Source organism: Mycobacterium sp. NPDC003449 (assembly GCF_053588415.1).
On the sequence record NZ_JBSFPX010000167.1, the window covers coordinates 1 to 16997 of the forward strand.

Annotated in this window: 20 protein-coding genes; 1 reads left to right on the top strand and 19 read right to left on the bottom strand. The window is 69.5% G+C overall.

Features of this window, described 5'->3' with window-relative positions; all coding sequences use genetic code 11:
* Nucleotides 1–205 precede the first annotated feature (205 nt).
* The 6 genes from ACWDTP_RS30030 to ACWDTP_RS30055 form a co-directional block, all read right to left on the bottom strand.
* Nucleotides 206–1657 (bottom strand): FAD-binding protein, encoded by a 1452-nt coding sequence (locus ACWDTP_RS30030; protein ID WP_450026671.1) that lies wholly within the window; start codon nucleotides 1655–1657, stop codon nucleotides 206–208.
* A 118-nt stretch (nucleotides 1658–1775) separates the two neighbouring features.
* Nucleotides 1776–2369, bottom strand: coding sequence for an HD domain-containing protein (locus ACWDTP_RS30035; protein ID WP_450026673.1), 594 nt, complete (start codon nucleotides 2367–2369; stop codon nucleotides 1776–1778).
* Nucleotides 2366–3316 (bottom strand): NADP-dependent oxidoreductase, encoded by a 951-nt coding sequence (locus ACWDTP_RS30040; protein ID WP_450026705.1) that lies wholly within the window; start codon nucleotides 3314–3316, stop codon nucleotides 2366–2368. The genes ACWDTP_RS30035 and ACWDTP_RS30040 overlap by 4 nt, the downstream gene beginning before the upstream one ends.
* A 2-nt stretch (nucleotides 3317–3318) precedes the next feature.
* On the bottom strand, nucleotides 3319–3732 hold the full coding sequence (locus ACWDTP_RS30045; protein WP_450026675.1) for a cupin domain-containing protein: 414 nt from the start codon (nucleotides 3730–3732) through the stop codon (nucleotides 3319–3321).
* Between the two features lie 82 nt (nucleotides 3733–3814).
* Nucleotides 3815–5218, bottom strand: coding sequence for a MocR-like pyridoxine biosynthesis transcription factor PdxR (pdxR, locus tag ACWDTP_RS30050; RefSeq protein WP_450026677.1), 1404 nt, complete (start codon nucleotides 5216–5218; stop codon nucleotides 3815–3817).
* Nucleotides 5208–5594 carry a MerR family transcriptional regulator gene (locus ACWDTP_RS30055; protein ID WP_450026679.1) on the bottom strand — a complete coding sequence of 129 codons (387 nt, stop codon included), beginning with the start codon at nucleotides 5592–5594 and terminating at the stop codon, nucleotides 5208–5210. Before ACWDTP_RS30055 ends, pdxR begins: the two co-directional genes overlap by 11 nt.
* Nucleotides 5595–5648: 54 nt before the next feature.
* On the opposite strand from ACWDTP_RS30055, the gene ACWDTP_RS30060 reads away from it, so the two are divergent.
* Nucleotides 5649–6596, top strand: coding sequence for a TIGR03619 family F420-dependent LLM class oxidoreductase (locus ACWDTP_RS30060; protein WP_450026681.1), 948 nt, complete (start codon nucleotides 5649–5651; stop codon nucleotides 6594–6596).
* A gap of 70 nt (nucleotides 6597–6666) precedes the next feature.
* Here the strand turns inward: ACWDTP_RS30060 and groL are convergent, their stop codons facing one another.
* From groL to ACWDTP_RS30125, 13 genes are all read right to left on the bottom strand, one after another.
* Nucleotides 6667–8286 (bottom strand): chaperonin GroEL, encoded by a 1620-nt coding sequence (gene groL, locus ACWDTP_RS30065; protein WP_450026683.1) that lies wholly within the window; start codon nucleotides 8284–8286, stop codon nucleotides 6667–6669.
* An 82-nt stretch (nucleotides 8287–8368) separates the two neighbouring features.
* Entirely contained in the window at nucleotides 8369–8671 is a 303-nt protein-coding gene (gene groES / locus ACWDTP_RS30070) for a co-chaperone GroES (RefSeq protein ID WP_450026707.1), read from the bottom strand.
* A 218-nt stretch (nucleotides 8672–8889) separates the two neighbouring features.
* Nucleotides 8890–9357, bottom strand: coding sequence for a nuclear transport factor 2 family protein (locus ACWDTP_RS30075; protein ID WP_450026685.1), 468 nt, complete (start codon nucleotides 9355–9357; stop codon nucleotides 8890–8892).
* Nucleotides 9354–9809 (bottom strand): hypothetical protein, encoded by a 456-nt coding sequence (locus ACWDTP_RS30080; protein ID WP_450026687.1) that lies wholly within the window; start codon nucleotides 9807–9809, stop codon nucleotides 9354–9356. Before ACWDTP_RS30080 ends, ACWDTP_RS30075 begins: the two co-directional genes overlap by 4 nt.
* Nucleotides 9806–10828, bottom strand: coding sequence for a tRNA (adenosine(37)-N6)-threonylcarbamoyltransferase complex transferase subunit TsaD (gene tsaD, locus ACWDTP_RS30085; protein WP_450026689.1), 1023 nt, complete (start codon nucleotides 10826–10828; stop codon nucleotides 9806–9808). Before tsaD ends, ACWDTP_RS30080 begins: the two co-directional genes overlap by 4 nt.
* The gene (gene rimI, locus ACWDTP_RS30090) at nucleotides 10825–11289 is read right to left on the bottom strand and encodes a ribosomal protein S18-alanine N-acetyltransferase (protein ID WP_450026691.1); all 465 of its coding nucleotides are present in this window, start codon (nucleotides 11287–11289) and stop codon (nucleotides 10825–10827) included. Before rimI ends, tsaD begins: the two co-directional genes overlap by 4 nt.
* A complete protein-coding gene (gene tsaB / locus ACWDTP_RS30095) occupies nucleotides 11286–11921 on the bottom strand; it encodes a tRNA (adenosine(37)-N6)-threonylcarbamoyltransferase complex dimerization subunit type 1 TsaB (RefSeq protein WP_450026693.1) in 636 nt (211 codons plus the stop codon). Before tsaB ends, rimI begins: the two co-directional genes overlap by 4 nt.
* Nucleotides 11918–12385: a tRNA (adenosine(37)-N6)-threonylcarbamoyltransferase complex ATPase subunit type 1 TsaE gene (gene tsaE / locus ACWDTP_RS30100; RefSeq protein ID WP_450026695.1), complete on the bottom strand. Its 468-nt coding sequence runs from the start codon at nucleotides 12383–12385 to the stop codon at nucleotides 11918–11920. The genes tsaB and tsaE overlap by 4 nt, the downstream gene beginning before the upstream one ends.
* The gene (locus ACWDTP_RS30105; protein WP_450026697.1) at nucleotides 12378–13466 is read right to left on the bottom strand and encodes an alpha/beta fold hydrolase; all 1089 of its coding nucleotides are present in this window, start codon (nucleotides 13464–13466) and stop codon (nucleotides 12378–12380) included. Before ACWDTP_RS30105 ends, tsaE begins: the two co-directional genes overlap by 8 nt.
* On the bottom strand, nucleotides 13463–14632 hold the full coding sequence (gene alr, locus ACWDTP_RS30110) for an alanine racemase (protein WP_450026709.1): 1170 nt from the start codon (nucleotides 14630–14632) through the stop codon (nucleotides 13463–13465). The genes ACWDTP_RS30105 and alr overlap by 4 nt, the downstream gene beginning before the upstream one ends.
* A gap of 59 nt (nucleotides 14633–14691) precedes the next feature.
* Nucleotides 14692–15327 carry an AAA family ATPase gene (locus ACWDTP_RS30115; RefSeq protein ID WP_450026699.1) on the bottom strand — a complete coding sequence of 212 codons (636 nt, stop codon included), beginning with the start codon at nucleotides 15325–15327 and terminating at the stop codon, nucleotides 14692–14694.
* Between the two features lie 10 nt (nucleotides 15328–15337).
* Nucleotides 15338–16717 (bottom strand): glutamate decarboxylase, encoded by a 1380-nt coding sequence (locus tag ACWDTP_RS30120; protein ID WP_450026701.1) that lies wholly within the window; start codon nucleotides 16715–16717, stop codon nucleotides 15338–15340.
* 14 nt (nucleotides 16718–16731) lie between these two features.
* On the bottom strand, nucleotides 16732–16997 hold a 266-nt coding region (locus ACWDTP_RS30125), incomplete at its 5' end, for an NAD(P)H-hydrate dehydratase (protein WP_450026703.1).

Sequence of the window (16997 nt, forward strand, 5' to 3'; positions counted from 1 at the left end):
CCCTGGTGCACAACCTCTTCAAGGCGATCGGAACCGGAGCCTTCGCCCCAGTCGCAGGCTAACCCAACCCCAGGCCGGGCCACCCACCACTGACCGAGATCCACCCGCACCGACCCCCACGCAATTTCGCAACAACCCGATCGCTTGATTTAGGGCAGGTTTGTGTCTGCTCGGCCGAGAAACTGGACCCACCGAGCGGTCTGAGCTACAGGTTCAGGCCCGAAAACATGACCCGGCCCGGGTCGTACTTCTGCCGGGTGGCGGCCAGCCGGGAGAGGTTGGCACCGAAATAGCGCGACGCCGGCTGGTTCGCCTCGAGATAGTTCACGTATCCGCCGACCGAATACGGTGCCACCGCCTGGTGTGCGGTGTTGAGCCAATTGACCGCTGCCGCAGGAGAACCGGAGGTCTCGACGTACCACTGCACCAGTGCGGACTGCTGCCGCCACGGAAAGGCGGTGGCCCCGGGCGCCACGGAGGCGAGAGCGCCGTCGAGGGTATGCATGATCACCAACGGCCGGCCCGCCCCGGACGGAAACGCGTCGAACGCCGCGGCGATCCCCTGGGCGGCGGCCGGGGTGATCGACGGGAAGACGTCGGATCCCCCGACATAGCCCAGCGGCGCCGGGTTGAGGTTATCGGCGGCCAGGAATTTCACCAGATCCAGGTAGCTCAGCGTGCGGCGATCGGTTCCGGTCGGCTGTAACCCCACCGCCTTGGTGACGGCGGCGGCGACGCTGTCACCCGATCCGGCCGGGGAGGTCGCGAGGATGCGGCAGTGCGCGCCCTGCGGGTCGGTGACGGTGTCGGCGAGTGCCCAGCTGCTGCGGTCGGCGGTGCGCAGCCAGTTCTGCCACCCGACCAGCACCTGGGCGAAGGACTGCAGCGGGAAATGGAGACCGGCGATATCCACGTCGGCGATGGGGAAGGTGGCGAAGGTCAGCGCGGTCGTCACCCCGAAGTTGCCGCCGCCCCCACCGTGCAATGCCCAGAACAGATCCGGGTTCTCATCGGCCGATGCTTTGACGGCCCGGCCGCCGGGCAGCACCACCGTCGCCGACACCAATTGATCACACATCAGCCCCGCGTGCCGCGATTGGGCGCCCAGCCCGCCGCCCAGGGCGTGCCCGGCCGCACCGACCGACGGGCAGGTCCCGGTCGGGATGCCCCGGCCCGACCCGGCCAGCGCCTGGTGGATCGCGTACAGACCGGTCGCGGGGGTCACCGTTACCTGCCCGGTGGCGGCGTCATAGTTGATGTCGCCGGGCAGTTGCCGCAAGTCCAGCACCATGGTGCCGTTCGCGGTCGACGCGCCCACGTAGGAGTGCCCCCCGCCGCGGGGCGCGACCTCGAGGTTGTGCGCGGCGGCGAACTCCATCGCCTTCTGTACGTCCGCCGCCGACGTCGGGGTGACGATCGCCGCCGGGGACAGGCCGTTGTAGAGGGTGTTGAAAACGCTTTTAGCCGAGGCGAATCGCCCACCGTTGCCCGGCAGGATCACCTTGTCCCCGATGGCGGTGGAGAGGCCGTCCCAGCCTGAGGATATTGCCGGTTCGGCGCCGGCCCGGCTCGATCCGAAAACCGCTCCGGCGGCCAGCGCGCCGACCGCGCCTCGCAGGAACGTCTGACGCGAGATCCCGCGCGTCGGCTCCGTCATGTCCGCATTGTCGGCTTGTCGCCGTCAAAACCGCGCCACCGCGCGAAGTGTCGTGGTCTCAGTCAGATAACCGATTCACATCGGCCGGATAGCCCCTCGGGAATTACCGATCCCAGGCCTAGCCGTCGAGTGGGTTGGCCCTGATCCGTCCGGCGCCGTCGCTGCCGATGGACGCCGCGGCGGCGCTGTCCGGCTTGCGTCGCGCCTGGTCTTCGAAGCATGCGATGAACTCGTCACCGAATCCTTGTCGGGGATGGCGCGAAAGTATCGCGGCACGCAGCTGCGCCGGGAACTCCTCCGGCCTGCGGCCGGCGACGTCCCAGCTGGTGGCGACCTGCAACAGATGCGACTCGGGATCGGTGGTCGCTGACACGTCGGGGCGCATGTGCAGCACGATGATCTCCTCGGCCCTGGCGGCCCGTTCGGCCGGCCACCCCGCCGCAACCCCGAACACCCACGCGAGGCTTCCTCCGGCTTCTTCGAAATCCACCCGGTGGCTGTCGAACGCATCGGTCAAACCGAGGTCGTGAAGCATCGCCGACACATAGAGGAGTTCCTCGTCGAACGTAATGCCGTGCGCCGAAGCATATTCCGCCGCCCACAGGTAGGAGCGCAGACAGTGGCCGAGCAACGCCGGCGAGTAGAAACGCTCGGCCACCGACAGCGCGGCGACGGCCGCAGCCGTGCGGGGATATGTGAGGTCGACGCTCACGATACTGTTTCTTCGGCAAGGGATTCCGGTTCCTCATCGGCCACCTGGATGATCGGCTTACCGCCACCATGGGTCGGGCCGAAGGCGTCAGCGGCCTCCTCGAGGGGGCGTATCGTTCCGACGAGCGGGCGCAGCCGCCCGTCTCCGAGCCTGCGCTCCAGTTCGGTGAGCCCCGCCCGGTCGGGTTCGACGACGAAGAACACGGTCCGGATGTTCTCCGGCGGGTTCGGCGGTGGTTCGGCGATGCTGATCAGGGTTCCACCGGAGCGGACCAACGCCGCTGACCGACAGAGTATTTGACCTCCGAGCACATCGAAGGCCAGGTCCACTTCACCGATACCTTCGAGCCGATCGTGATCCAGGTCGACGAAGACCTCCGCTCCCAGTCCGAGGACGGTGTCCCGATGGGCCGCGCGACCGGTTCCGATCACCCGCGCTCCGACCTCCCGCGCCAACTGCACCGCGAGCGATCCGACGCCGCCCGCCGCGCCGTTGATCAGGGCGGTCTGACCGGCCGTAAGCCCGCCGTGGGCGAACAGTCCCTGCCAAGCGGTCAGACCCGAAATCGGCAACGCCGCGGCCACGGTGTGGTCGATTCCGGCCGACAGTGGCGCGAGGTTGCGGGCCTCGACCGCCACGAACTCGGCCAGTGTGCCGTTGCGGCACCAGTCGGTGAGCCCGAAGACACGTTGGCCGACGGCCAGCCCCGTCGTCCCGTAGCCGAGCTCGGCGACCACCCCGGAGACCTCGTGGCCCGGAATGCTCGGCGCGCGGTCGTTTCCGGCACGGTCGGTCCAGGTGCCGGGCCAGTCGAGTTCACCCGGCGTGAAGCCGGCCGCGTGCACCCGGACGATGACGTCGTTCTCGGCGGCGTGCGGATAGGGCATCTCCCCTGCCGCGAGCCCGTCGACGCCTGCGGCACGGGTGCGCGCGATGATCGCTCGCATGGTCATCGGTCCGCGTACTGACGGGCGCTGGGATGGCGCAGGGAATCGCGGGCCACGATCTCCTCGGGCTCGAGCATGGTGATCATGTCGACCCCGGGGGCACAGATGCACACGGCCAGGAACCGGCTCCACTCACCCGGGTCCAGGTTGCTCATCTGGTAGTGCACCACATCACCGCCGGGCTCCCAGAATGCCTGACCCGCAACGAGTTCGGTGGGTTCCTCCCCCTCCAGCTCAAAGAGGATCCGGCCCGCAAGCACGTAACCGAATACCGGGCCCGAATGCCGATGCGGCCCCGTCCCGGCGTCCGCCGGGGGCAGCTCGATGAGCTGGGTCATAGCGTGTGCGCCTTCGGGGATCGACGGCGGGGTCACACCCAGCAGGTCGGTGATCTTGAGGTTTCCTACGGCCAACATGCCGTCAACGCTAATTGCGCGATCGTGGTCAGCGTGGGCCACTTGGGCACCGCGAGCAGGGGCCAGTTGCGGGCCACGGCGGTCATGGCAGCTGCTCGGCCAGGGCCGCCAAGGCCGCCGACCACGCGCTCGGCGCCGGCGAGGCATACCCGATCACCAGACCGTCGCGTTCCCGCGTGGTCTCCGGATGCCGATACCGGTCGAGGCCCTCGATGCCGAGCCGTCGCCACCCGCGTCGACGCGACAGCGCGCTCCCGTCGACGCCGGCAAGTTCGAGCATCACGTGCAACCCAGCCGGCATCCCCACCACAGAGGTCATCGGTGAGGACGCGGCGACCGCAGTGACGAGTTGCTCACGACGGCGCCGGTATTCGGCACGCATCGTCCGGATGTGCCGGTCATAGGAGCCCGAAACGATGAATTCGGCCATCGCCAGCTGGTCGACGAAGCCCGAGGTCTCCTCCGTTTCACCCTTCTGCCGCGCTACCGCGTCGACGAGTCGGTCCGGTAGAACCAGCCAGCCGAGCCGCAGCCCCGGCGCCAGCGACTTGCTCGCCGTACCCAGGTAGATCACGTGCTCGGGATCACCGCCGTGCAGCGCCCCGACCGGGCTGCGGTCATAGCGGAACTCGCCGTCGTAATCGTCTTCGATGATCACGCCGCCGGTGCGGCGCGCCCAATCGATGACCGCTGCGCGCCGGTCGGAATGCAATGAGACGCCCAGCGGGAACTGATGCGACGGCGTGAGCATCACGGCGCCCACCTCCGGCATACCGCCGAGCGCGTCGATGTCGGCACCATGACTGTCCACTCGCAGTGGCAGGCAACGCAATCCGGCTCGGCTCAGCGACGTCCACTGCGACGACAGCCCGAACTCCTCGACCGCCACAGCGGTGACGCCGGCGTCGGCCAGCACCCGCCCGATGAGACGCACGCCCTCGGCGGCCCCGCTGCACACGACGATATTGCACGGTCGTGCCCGGACGCCCCTGGCGCGGCCCAGATACTGGGCCAGGGCGCGGCGCAGTTCGGGCCGCCCGTGAGTGTCGGTGTAGCCGAACGCCTCGAACGGCGCCGAGTCCAGTGCGCGTTTGACCGCGCGGCTCCACTCCGCGCGCGGAAACGACGACAGGTCGGGGTGGCCGGGACGAAGGTCGTGATCCAGCCGACGCGGTGCCCGGTCTCGCGGCGGCGAGGTCACCGACGCCACAACCTGTTCGGCCCGTTGGGAAACCAGGGTTCCCGAGCCGTGCTGTGAGGTCAGCCAGCCCTCGGCGATGAGCTCGGCGTAGGCGCGTGCCACCGTGTTTCGTGCCACCCCAAGGTCGGCCGCCAACACCCGGCTCGACGGCAGCCGGGTGCCCGAAACCAGCCGGCCCGAACGGATAGCGTCGCGCACGCCGTCCATCACGCTGTCGCGCACCCGAGCACCGGACCGATCCAGGTGCAGATCCAGCCCGGCGACCGAACGCACGTCAATGGTCATCGTCGGCCCCCACCGCCTTGACCTTGATGACCTTGTCAACGTAATCAGCGATCGCGTCCCTGTTGTGGGTCAGACACTCGATGCGTTGCGAGAGCCTGGCTTGTTCGCGTCGCAGGGTCGCGATCATTTCGGGTGTCACGTCGGGCACGTAGACCGACGGCGACCGGTCCAGACACGGCAGCAGCTGCGCGATGATGCGCGTCGGCAGCCCGGCGTCGAGCAGTCCGGTGATCTGCTCCACGACGTGCAGGTGGGCGTCCGCGTACTCGCGGTACCCGTTACGCGAGCGACCCGGTGTGATCAACCCCTGCTCCTCGTAGTAGCGCAGGAGCCGGCGGGAGACGCCGGTACGCGCGGCGAGCTCGCCGATTCGCATGTGCCAGAGCTTACCTTTGACCTTCACATCAGTGTGAAGGTCAACACTGGAAAGATGAAGCTAGGACTTCGCCTGCCCCAGAGATTGGGAGTGGACCTACGACACGACGTGGTCGACGCGGCCAGGACGGCCGAATCGGCCGGCTACGACAGTGTGTGGACGTACGAGCGGCTGCTCTTCCCGCAGACGCCCGCCGAACCGTACGCGGGGACCACCGTGCCATGGCCGGAACACTCCCGGCAAGCCGCCGACCCCCTCGCAGTGCTCACCGCGGCGGCCGTGGTGACCGAACGCGTGCGCCTCGGAACGTCCGTGCTGATCGCCGCCCTCCACACCCCGATCCAGCTGGCGAAGGCGCTGGCCACGATCGATCAGATCAGCGGCGGTCGGATCATCGCGGGGTTGGGCATCGGCTGGGCCACCGATGAACTCCAGGCCACCGGCGCCACCCGAGCGGATCGCGGCCGCTTCCTCGACGAGACCCTGGACGTGTTCGATGCCGTATGGGGCTCGGATCCAGTGACCTTCCAGAGCCCGCGCGTCATCATCGACGACGCGGCGGTGCTGCCCAAACCGGTTTCGAAGATCCCCGTGATGCTGGGCGGCGGTGGCAACAACCTGGGCCGCGGGACCAGTTCGGCGACCGTGCAACGCATCGCCAGGCGGGCCGACGGCTGGCTACCGCTTCTGAGCACACCCGGCCCGGTCGGAGCCGCAGAGCTGCGTGCGAGCTGGAACCGTATCCGGGACATTGCTTGCGGGTACGGCCGGGACACCAGCCGAATGGAGCTGGTCGTGATCGGAAACGTCACCTTCACCGACCGCCCGGCGGGACCGGACCGATCGGCCTTCGTCGGCACCCTCGACCAGATCATGGACGACGTCCGGACCGCGGCGCAGGCCGGCGCCGACGAACTCATCGTGGATCTCAATTTGCAGGACTGGTTCACCAGCACGGGGCAGATGCTCGAGACAGCGGTGGAGATCCGCGAACGATTCTAGGCGCCACCAGACACAAAAGTGCCCCAAATCCGAAGAAATGGGGCACTTTTGTGTCTGTTCGGCGGAGAAATCAGTGGGCGTGGCCGTGGTGGCCGTGCCCGTCGTCCTCTTCCTCAGCGGGCTTGTCGACGACCGCAGTCTCGGTGGTGAGCACCATGCGGGCCACCGATGCCGCGTTGAGCACCGCCGAGCGGGTCACCTTCGCCGGGTCGACGATGCCGTCGGCGACCAGGTCGCCGTAGGTCAGCGTGGCGGCGTTGAAGCCCTGCCCGTTGGGCAGCTCGCGAACCTTGTTCACCACGACCGAGCCGTCCAGACCGGCGTTGGTGGCGATCCAGTACAGCGGGGCCGACAGCGCTGCGGAGAACACGTCGACACCGATGGCCTCGTCGCCCGAGACCTCGCCGCGCAGCTTGTCCAGCGCCGAACGGGCCTGCACCAGGGCCGCTCCGCCACCGGTGACGATGCCCTCCTCGACGGCCGCCTTGGCCGCCGCGACGGCGTCCTCGACGGCTTCCTTGCGCTTCTTCAGATCGGTCTCGGTGGCCGCACCGACCTTGATCACGGCGACGCCGCCGGCCAGCTTGGCCAGCCGCTCCTGCAGCTTCTCGCGGTCCCAGTCCGAATCGGTGGTCTCGATCTCGGACTTGAGCTGCTTGACCCGGTCGGTGACGGCGTCCTTGGCGCCGCCGCCGTCGACGATCACGGTGCTGTCCTTGGACACCACCACGCGTCGCGCCGAACCCAGCACCTCCAGGCCGGCCTCACGCAGCACCAGACCCACATCGGGGTTGACCACCTGCGCGCCGGTCACGATGGCCAGGTCCTCCAGGAACGCCTTGCGGCGGTCGCCGAAGAACGGGGCCTTGACCGCGACGGCCTTGAGCGTCTTGCGGATGGAGTTGACCACCAGGGTCGACAGCGCCTCACCCTCGACGTCCTCGGCAACGATCAGCAGCGGCTTGCCGGCCTCGGCAACCTTCTCCAGCAGCGGCAGCAGATCGGGCAGCGAGCTGATCTTGTCGCGGTGCAGCAGCACCACGGCGTCCTCCAGCACGGCTTCCTGCAGGTCGAAGTCGGTGACGAAGTAGGCCGAGATGAAGCCCTTGTCGAAGCCGACGCCCTCGGTGATCTCCAGCTCGGTGCTCAGCGTCGAGGACTCCTCGACGGTGACGACGCCGTCGTGGCCGACCTTGGTCATGGCCTCGCCGACCAGCTCACCGATCTGCTCGTCGCGCGAGGACACGGTGGCGACCTGGCCGATCGCGGTCTGCTCCGACACCGGGGTGGCCGCGGCCAGCAGCGCCTCGCTGACGGCGTCGGCGGCCCTGCCGATGCCCGAGCCCAGCGCGATGGGGTTGGCCCCGGCGGCCACGTTGCGCAGGCCGGCCTTGACCAGCGCCTGGGCCAGAACGGTGGCGGTGGTGGTGCCGTCGCCGGCGACATCGTTGGTCTTGGTGGCCACCGACTTCACCAGCTGCGCGCCCAGGTTCTCGAACGGATCCTCCAGGTCGATCTCGCGGGCGATGGTGACACCGTCGTTGGTGATCTGGGGTCCGCCGAAGGCCTTGGCCAGCACCACATGCCGGCCGCGCGGGCCCAGGGTCACCTTGACGGCGTCGGCGAGCTTGTCGACACCGGCCTCCATGGCACGCCGCGCAGTTTCGTTGAACTCAATCTGCTTGCTCATAGAATTCTTTCCCTATTACGCATACCGCCCCGGAAACCGCCCGTGCTGACACGGGGATCTCCGGGGCGGGACACGAGTGCTTTTACTTGTTGACGACAGCCAGCACGTCGCGCGCGGAGAGGATCAGGTACTCCTCGCCGTTGTACTTGATCTCGGTGCCGCCGTACTTGCTGTAGATGACGGTGTCGCCCTCGGCAACGTCCAGGGGGATCCGCTTGTCGCCATCCTCATCCCAGCGGCCGGGGCCAACTGCGACGACGGTGCCTTCCTGCGGCTTCTCCTTGGCGGTGTCGGGAATGACCAGACCGGAAGCGGTCGTGGTCTCGGCCTCGCTGGCCTGAACGAGGATCTTGTCCTCGAGTGGCTTGATGTTGACTGCCACGATGGAAGCCCTCCACTTGTCGGGGTGTGGATCTGGGACTGTCCCAGATGCCGTTTACCAGGTGTTCGGCATGCGTCCGTCGCCCCATGCTCCGTCGTCGCGGGTGCCGGCGCCGGGGGTTTTGGCCGCGTGCCACCTAGCACTCTATACATGCGAGTGCTAGCACTCAAGGGTGGCCTTCTGCCGCACGACGACACCATGGCCGCGACCACCGGCCGCGCTCACCGGCCGAACGCGCCCGGATCCAGCATCAGGTGCGCCGATACGTCGCCGAGCATCTCGACATCGACCCTGCGTTCGGTGAAGAACCAGCCCTGCTCGTCGCGGGCGAACGTATCGAGATACCGCCCGGCCACGATGGGCGCCAGGGCCACTTTCCCGGTGTTCTGCAGCACCAGGAACGTGGACCGCGCCCGCGCCCGCGCACCGTCGAGGTCGACGATGGGGTTGAGCACCAGGTGCCGGGTCCGCGGGGTGTTGCCGTGGTCGGGGTAGCGGCGGGTGGTCGACGCGAACAGTTTGGCGATGGCCCGCTCACCCGATGTGGCCTGCGAGGCCGTGCCGGCGAAGGTGGCACGGCCCAGCAACCTGCCGACGCCGTCGAAGTCACCGGAGTCGATCAGCTCGGCGTAGCGGTACAGCAGTTCGGTGATCGCCAGCTTGTCGGCCAACGCCTCGACACCCGTCATGACACCTTCTCCTCCACCGTGTTCGGTCTGAAGAACCGATTGGCCTGCGGCCGGTACATCAGGACCAGCCCGACCAGGACCGCGAGCACGTGCACCGCCCGCACCGCGACCACGGCGAGCGTCGTCGCATCCGCCGCCGCCAGGAACGCCGCCGGCGCCCCGCCGGATACCCACCACGAGATCGGTTCGGCCAGCAGCGAAAACAGCCCCACCCCGCCCAGCAGCACGGTCAGCACGATCCGCGCCCAGGCCCGGCCGCAGCGCAGCGCCAGGATCACCACGGTGACCACCCCGTACACCGCGATGCGGATCGGTATCTGCACGGCGGCACCGGAACCCGGGTCGGCCAGCAGGTGGATCGCGGTCTCGACGACGCCCGCGGCCACCGCGGTCAGCCAGCACCCGACCGAGGCCCGCACCGACTGCGGGATGCCGACCGGGCCGGTGGTCACGCCACCTGACCCTTGACCACCGGCAGACCCGGGTCGCTGGCCGCGTCGAGCGGTGACGGGCCCGCCCCGGCGGCGATCAGGTGCGCCGCGAACGACGCGATCATCGCCCCGTTGTCGGTGCACAACCGGGGCCGCGGCACCCGCAAGGTCAAACCCGCTGCGCGGCACCGTTCCTCGGCCAGCTCCCGGAGCCGGGAGTTGGCGGCCACCCCGCCCGCGATCAGCAGCGTGGAGACCCCGAGGTCGGTGGCGGCGCGCACCGCCTTGGCGGTGAGCACATCGGCTACCGCCTCCTGGAACCCGGCCGCCACATCGGCCTGCGCCGCGTCCGGGTTGGCTTCGACGTAGCGGGCGACCGCGGTTTTGAGACCGGAGAAGCTGAACGCGTACGGCTCGTCACGAGGCCCGGTCATCCCCCGCGGGAACGCGATGGCGTCGCGGTTGCCGGTGCGGGCCAACTCGTCGAGCACCCGCCCGCCCGGATAACCCAGGCCGAGCAGTCGGGCCACCTTGTCGTAGGCCTCCCCGGCGGCATCGTCGACGGTGCTGCCCATTTCGACGATCGGCTCGCCGAGCGAGCGGACGTGCAGCAGGTGGGTGTGCCCGCCCGACACCAGCAGGCCCACACTCTCGGGCAGCGGACCGTGGTCGTAGACGTCGGCGGCCAGATGCCCGCCGAGATGGTTGACCGCGTAGAACGGCACATTCCAGCCCGCCGCATAGGCTTTGGCCGCGGCCACCCCGACCAGCAGCGCCCCGGCCAGGCCGGGCCCGATGGTGGCCGCGACGACATCGGGCCGCTCGATTCCGGCGGCCCGCAGCGCCCGGCGCATGGTGGGCCCGAGCGCCTCCAGGTGCGCGCGCGAGGCGATCTCGGGTACGACGCCGCCGAACCGGGCGTGCTCGTCGACACTGGAGGCGACCTCGTCGGCGAGGAGGGTGACCGCACCCTCAGAGCTGAGCTCGGCGATGCCGACCCCGGTTTCGTCACACGAACTCTCGATGGCCAGGATGATCACGTCGGGTCCCCCTGGGGCAGACGCTGCATGGTGTAGGCGTCGGCCCCGCTGGCCCGGTAATACCGTTTGCGCAGGCCGACGTTGACGAAGCCGGCGCTCTCGTACAGCGTGATCGCCGGCAGGTTGTCGGTGCGGACCTCCAGGAAAACCGTTCCGTCCGAGGCATAATCGAGCAGCAGACCGAGCAGGCTGCGGCCGATACCAAGGCCCTGGAAGTCCGGATCGACGCCGATGGTGTGGATCTCGTACTCGAACGGGCGGACCCGGCCCAGCCGGGCGATCCCGGCGTAGCCGACCAGCCTGCCGTCACTGCGGGCGGCGAGGTAGCGGGTGTGCTTGGCGGCCAGTTCGCCGAGGAACGCCCGGGCCGGCCACGGATCGTCGCCGACGAACAGCTTGGCCTCCAGCTCGGCGCAGCGCGCCGCATCCGCCCGGGTCAGCGCATCGAACTCGATCGTCATTTCCGCACCGCCGCAGGGGGTTTAGCGTCGGGACGGCGCAGGTACAGCGGGACCAGCGGTTCGGGGGCGCCCCAATCCGCGACGGCGGCGACCAGCCCCGCCGGCGTGGGGTACGCCACGTCCAGCTTGGGCAGGTCGAACAGCGCGGTGTGCGCGGGCGAACCGGTCACCGACACCGCACCGCCCGGCACATCGTCGGGCGCGTTGACGGCCGGACCGTCGATGCGCACACCGTCGCGGTAGCGGGCCCAGTACACCTCGCGGCGCCGGGCGTCGGTCACCACCAGCACCTCACCGGTGGTGTGCCCGCCGATCGCGTCGAGGCTGCACACCCCGTGCACCGGGATACCCAGCGCATGCCCGAACGCCGCGGCGCTGGCCATCCCCACCCGCAGCCCGGTGAACGGCCCCGGACCGCAGCCGACGACGACCGCGTCGAGATCGGCGACCCAGATCCCGGCATCGGCAAGGGCACCCAGCACATTGGGGGTGAGCTGCTCGGCGTGTGCGCGGGGGTCGACGGTCACCCGCTCGGCGACCGTGCGCGGTGTCCCGTCGCCGGAGCGGCGGACGACACCCGCACCGACCGAAGGGGTCGCGGTGTCGATGGTCAGGATGATGCGCGGGGTCACGGGCCGCTCCACTGCCAGGTCACGGCCCGCGCCTCGGTGCGGGAATCCCGTTCGATCCGGATGTCGAGGTGGTGATCGGACAGGCGTTCGGCCAGGCCCTCACCCCATTCCACCACCACGACCGCATCGTCGAGGTCGGTGTCGAGGTCGAGGGCGTCGAGTTCACCGAGCAGATCGGCGCCGGGATGGTCGAGCAGGCGGTACATGTCGACGTGCACCATGGCCGGCCGGTCCGGCCGACGCGGCCGGTGCACCCGGGCCAGCACGAACGTCGGCGACACCACCGGCCCGTCGACGTCCATCGCTTTCGCGATCCCCTTGGCCAACACCGTCTTTCCCGCTCCCAGCGGCCCGGACAGCACCACCACATCGCCGGCCCGCAGCCCCTCGCCCAGTGCCGCCCCCAACGCGACGGTGTCCTCGGCGGTGGCCAGCTGCGCCGTACCGGCGCCGCGCTCAGCCACGGGACCTGACCCGGTTCCGTACCCGCCGGGTCAGCGCCACCAGCTTGGACGGGGTGGCCCGCTCGACCAGACGGACCAGTGCGTCGTCGATCACCTCGGGCTCCTCCAGTTGCACCAGATGGCCCGCGCCCCCGACGATCAGCAACTCGGCCCTCGGCAGTTGCGCGGCCATGGCCTCCGAGTATTCCATCGGGGTGAGCAGATCCCGGTCACCACAGGCGACCAACGCGGGTACTTTCGCCAGCGCCGCCAGCCCGGCGGTCTCGTCGTGCACCTCGAGGGCGTGCAAGAACTCCACCAGCGTGGCGATCGGGGTCTCGTGCATCATCCGCTCGGAGAACTCCACCACGCTGGGGCTGATCCGCTCATGGCCGTAGGATGCGGCCCGCAGGATCGGGGCGATCACCCCCCTGGTGGCACCGCGGGTGCGGCGCATGGTTTTCGGCGCGTACCGCCCGGCGAAGCGGACCGCCTCCAGCGCCGGGTTGCGCAGGATCTCGCCGAGCGGCGACCGCGACACCCCCTCGGCGGCCGATGCGATGAGTGCCACCCCGACGACCCGTGACGGGTAGCGCCGCGGGTACTGCCTGGCGTGCGACAACACCGTCATACCGCCCATCGAGTGGCCGACCAGGACCGCGGGCCCTCGTGGAACCGTCACCGCCAGAACCGATTCCAGGTCACGTCCGAGTTGATCCACCGTGTAGGTGTCGGGTGATGCGGCCCCGGACCGGCCGTGACCGCGCTGGTCGTAGAACACCATCCGGACCTGCGCGCCCCACTGCTCGGCGAGCCGGGCCCGCTGGAAGTGGAACGACCCCATCCGCAAGCAGAAGCCGTGGGCGAACACCACGGTGAGCGGCGCATCGTCGGGGCCGACCTCCCGCACCGCCAGCGGCACCCCGTCCGGGGTCGTGACGACCGAGCTGCGGTCGGCGTCGAGTAGTTCGAAATCCTCACCGGCGTACGGATCCTCGACCGTGATCCGGCGGCCCAGCGACCGGGCGACCGACACTCCGGCCACGGTTCCGACAGCGGTCAGCCCGGCCGCCCCCGCGAGCCAGCGGGCATTGCCACTCAACGGCGCGGACCCGCCTGCACATAGCTGCGGGACACCCGGCCCCGCGGGCTGGTGACCACCTCGTAGTGGATGGTGCCGAGCAGATCGGCCCAATCCTGGGCCCTCGGCTCGCCGCGGGTCCCCGGCCCGAACAGGATGGCCTCGTCGCCTTCGGTGACGTCGGAGGCATCCGGTCCGAGGTCGACGACGAACTGGTCCATGCAGATCCGTCCGACCGCGCGCCGGCGCCTGCCGTTGATCAGCACGTCGATGCGCCCACTCAACGAGCGGTAGACACCGTCGGCGTACCCGATCGGCAGCAGCGCCAGGGTGGTGTCGTGGTCGGCGATCCACAGATGCCCGTAGGATACCCCGTCGCCGGCGCGCACCGAGCGCACCAGCGCGACAGGACATTTCAGGGTCATCGCCGGGCGCAACCCCATATCGCCGCGCTCCGGGATCGGGCTAAGGCCATACACCGCGATGCCCGGCCGGACCATGTCGTAGGTCAGGTCGGGGCGGGTCATCGCGGCAGGCGAGTTGCACAGATGCGCGACATCGAACGTCACACTGTGGCGTTGCGCGAGCCCGCGCATCTCGGTCAGCCGCTCACCCTGCAGCCCGTTGAACGGGTTGCCCGGATCGTCGCCGTGCACCAGATGGCTCATGATGCCGCGCACCCGGATCGCCCCGTCGGCCTCGGCCCGGCCCAGCGCGGCCAGCATCGCCGGATAGTCGGCCGCGCTGACCCCGTTGCGGCTGAGCCCGGTGTCGACCTTGACGGTGACCGTGGCGGTGCGGCCGGTGCTCGACACCGCCGCCAGCACCTCGTCGAGTTGGCGCACCGAGGACAACCCCACCTCGACATCGGCGGCCACCGCGGGCGAGAAGTCGGTGCCGGGCGGGTGCAGCCAGCACAGCACCGGTGCCGTGATCCCGGCCGCGCGCAGCGCCAGCGCCTCGGGGATGGTCGCGACGCCGATCTCGGCGGCGCCCGCAGCGAGCGCCGCCTCGGCGACCGGGACGGCGCCGTGGCCGTAACCGTCGGCCTTGACCACCGCCATCACCTGCGCCGAACCGGCATGTTCGCGCAGTACCCGCACGTTGTGCTGGATCGCGCCGAGATCGACCACAGCCTGCGCCGATACCTGCGGCGTGAGCGATGGTGTGAGTTCGGTCGTCTGCATTGTCATATCACCGCCGACCATTGTCCCAGAACCGGCCGAGCGGGCCCTCGGCGCTCGGCTCACAGGCGGATATGTCGCGCAGTGACGGCCACCCGACGCAGCCCGGCCCGCACCGCCCCATCGGTGTTCGGCAGCAGCGGGACACCGGCGACGGCGCCGATGTGCGTCGCCACGTCGGGGATGGTGCGGGTGTCGGTCCAGACCTGGTCGGCGAACTCCGGCAGCGCGAGGTTCTCCAGCCCGCGATCGAGCCGCTCCACGGCGAAGGCCTCCCTGCGCAGCATCAGCTCCTGCCTGCCCGCCCGGCGCAGCAGTCCACCCAGGCCCAGCCCGCGATCGGCCAACCGGTTGAGCACCGTCTCCCGCCGCGCCAACAGCGCGAAATGGAACACCGGATGACCGGCATCGCGCAGCCGGCCGACCGTCTCGGCGAAATACCGCGGTTCGATGACGGTCATCGGCGCGATGACCGGCCCGCCGTGCCGGCGCAGCGTGAAGTCGAGCACCTCGAAGACACCCTGCCGCCAGGCCGGCATGTCCTGGAAGTCGGCGCGCAACTGCCGTGGCATCGCGCGGTGCAGCCCATACCCGACGAACTCGGGATCGCAGACCACGCTGCCGGGCAGGCGGCGGTGCAGTTCGTAGGCGGTCTGCGTCTTACCGACACCGAATGGCCCGTTGATCCACAGCAGCATGCCTACGAAGTTAGTGGGCGAACGGCTGCACCTCGTCGAACTGGCCGTTCGGTTTGAGCTTGTCCAGGTGGGCCAGCACGGTGATGGTGTCGTCCTTGAGCGCGCGGGCCAGGTCCGCCGAGAAGCCCTCCCGCACCACGACCCGCAGCACGACGACGTCGGTGGCGCCCTCGGGCATGGTGTAGGCCGGGACCTGCCAGCCGTAGGCCCGCAGCGCCTGGGACACGTCGAACTCGGTGTAGCCGGGATCGCCCTTCAGCCGGAAGCTGACCACCGGGATCGCCGAACCGTCGGTGATCAGCTCGAAGTGTTCGCTGTCGCGCAGCTCATCGCCAAGCCAGCGCGCCGTCTGGGCCAGGCACTGCATCACCTGGGTGTAGCCGGCCCGGCCCAGCCGCAGGAAGTTGTAGTACTGGCCAACCACCTGATTGCCGGGCCGGGAGAAGTTCAGGGTGAAGGTGGGCATATCGCCGCCGAGGTAGTTGACGTGGAACACCAGGCCCTCGGGCAGATACTCCTTGCTGCGCCACACCACGAAGCCGATACCCGGATAGGTCAGCCCGTATTTGTGGCCGCTGACGTTGATCGACACCACCCGCGGCAGCCGGAAATCCCATTCGAGTTCGGGGTGCAGGAACGGGACGACGAATCCGCCGCTGGCCGCGTCGACGTGCACCGGCACGTCGGGCCTGCCGTCGCCGGCCGCCTTGTCCAGGGCCGCGCAGATCTCGGCGATCGGTTCCAGCTCACCGGTGTAGGTGGTGCCCAGGATCGCGACGACACCGATGGTGTCCTCGTCGATCGCGTCGAGCACCTGCTCGGGGGTGATGACGTAGCGGTCCTCGGCCATCGGCAGATAGCGCGGCTCGACGTCGAAGTACCGGCAGAACTTCTCCCACACCACCTGGACGTTGGAGCCCATCACCAGATTCGGGGTGCGTCCCTTCCAGTCACCGACCCGGTCACGCCACTTCCATTTCATCGCGAGCCCGGCCAGCATGACGGCCTCGCTGGAACCGATCGTGGACACCCCGACGGCGCTGGACGGGTCGTCGGCGCGCAGATCCTCGGCGTGGAAGAGGTCGGCGACCATGTTCACGCAGCGGGCCTCGATCGCGGCCGTGGCCGGGTACTCGTCCTTGTCGATCATGTTCTTGTCGAAGGTCTCGGCCATCAGCTTCTCGGCCTCGGGGTCCATCCAGGTCGTGACGAAGGTGGCGAGGTTCAGCCGGGAACTGCCGTCGAGCATCAGCTCGTCGTGGATGAACCGGTATGCCGTGGCGGGATCCATCGCCTCATCCGGCAGGCGCAGCTGCGGAACCGGCGCCATCGCGAACCGGCCGGTGTAGGCCGGCGAGATGTGCGGGGCACGAGTGTGCTTGGGCGACATGACAAATCCTCTCGTTACAGGGATGCGACGGCGGCGCGGACGTGGGCGAGGATGCGTGACGCCGAGGTCGGCGCCGGGGCCGGGCCCGGATCGGCCGCGGACAGGTTGGCGGCGCGGGCATGCACGAAGGCGCCCGCCGCGGCCGCCTCACCGGGCGGCAATCCCGCGGCCAGCAGCGCGCCGATGATCCCGGAGAGCACGTCACCGGATCCCGCGGTGGCGGCCCAGGACTGCCCGGCCGGGTTGAGATAGGTGGTGTCGCCGGCGTCGGCGATCACCG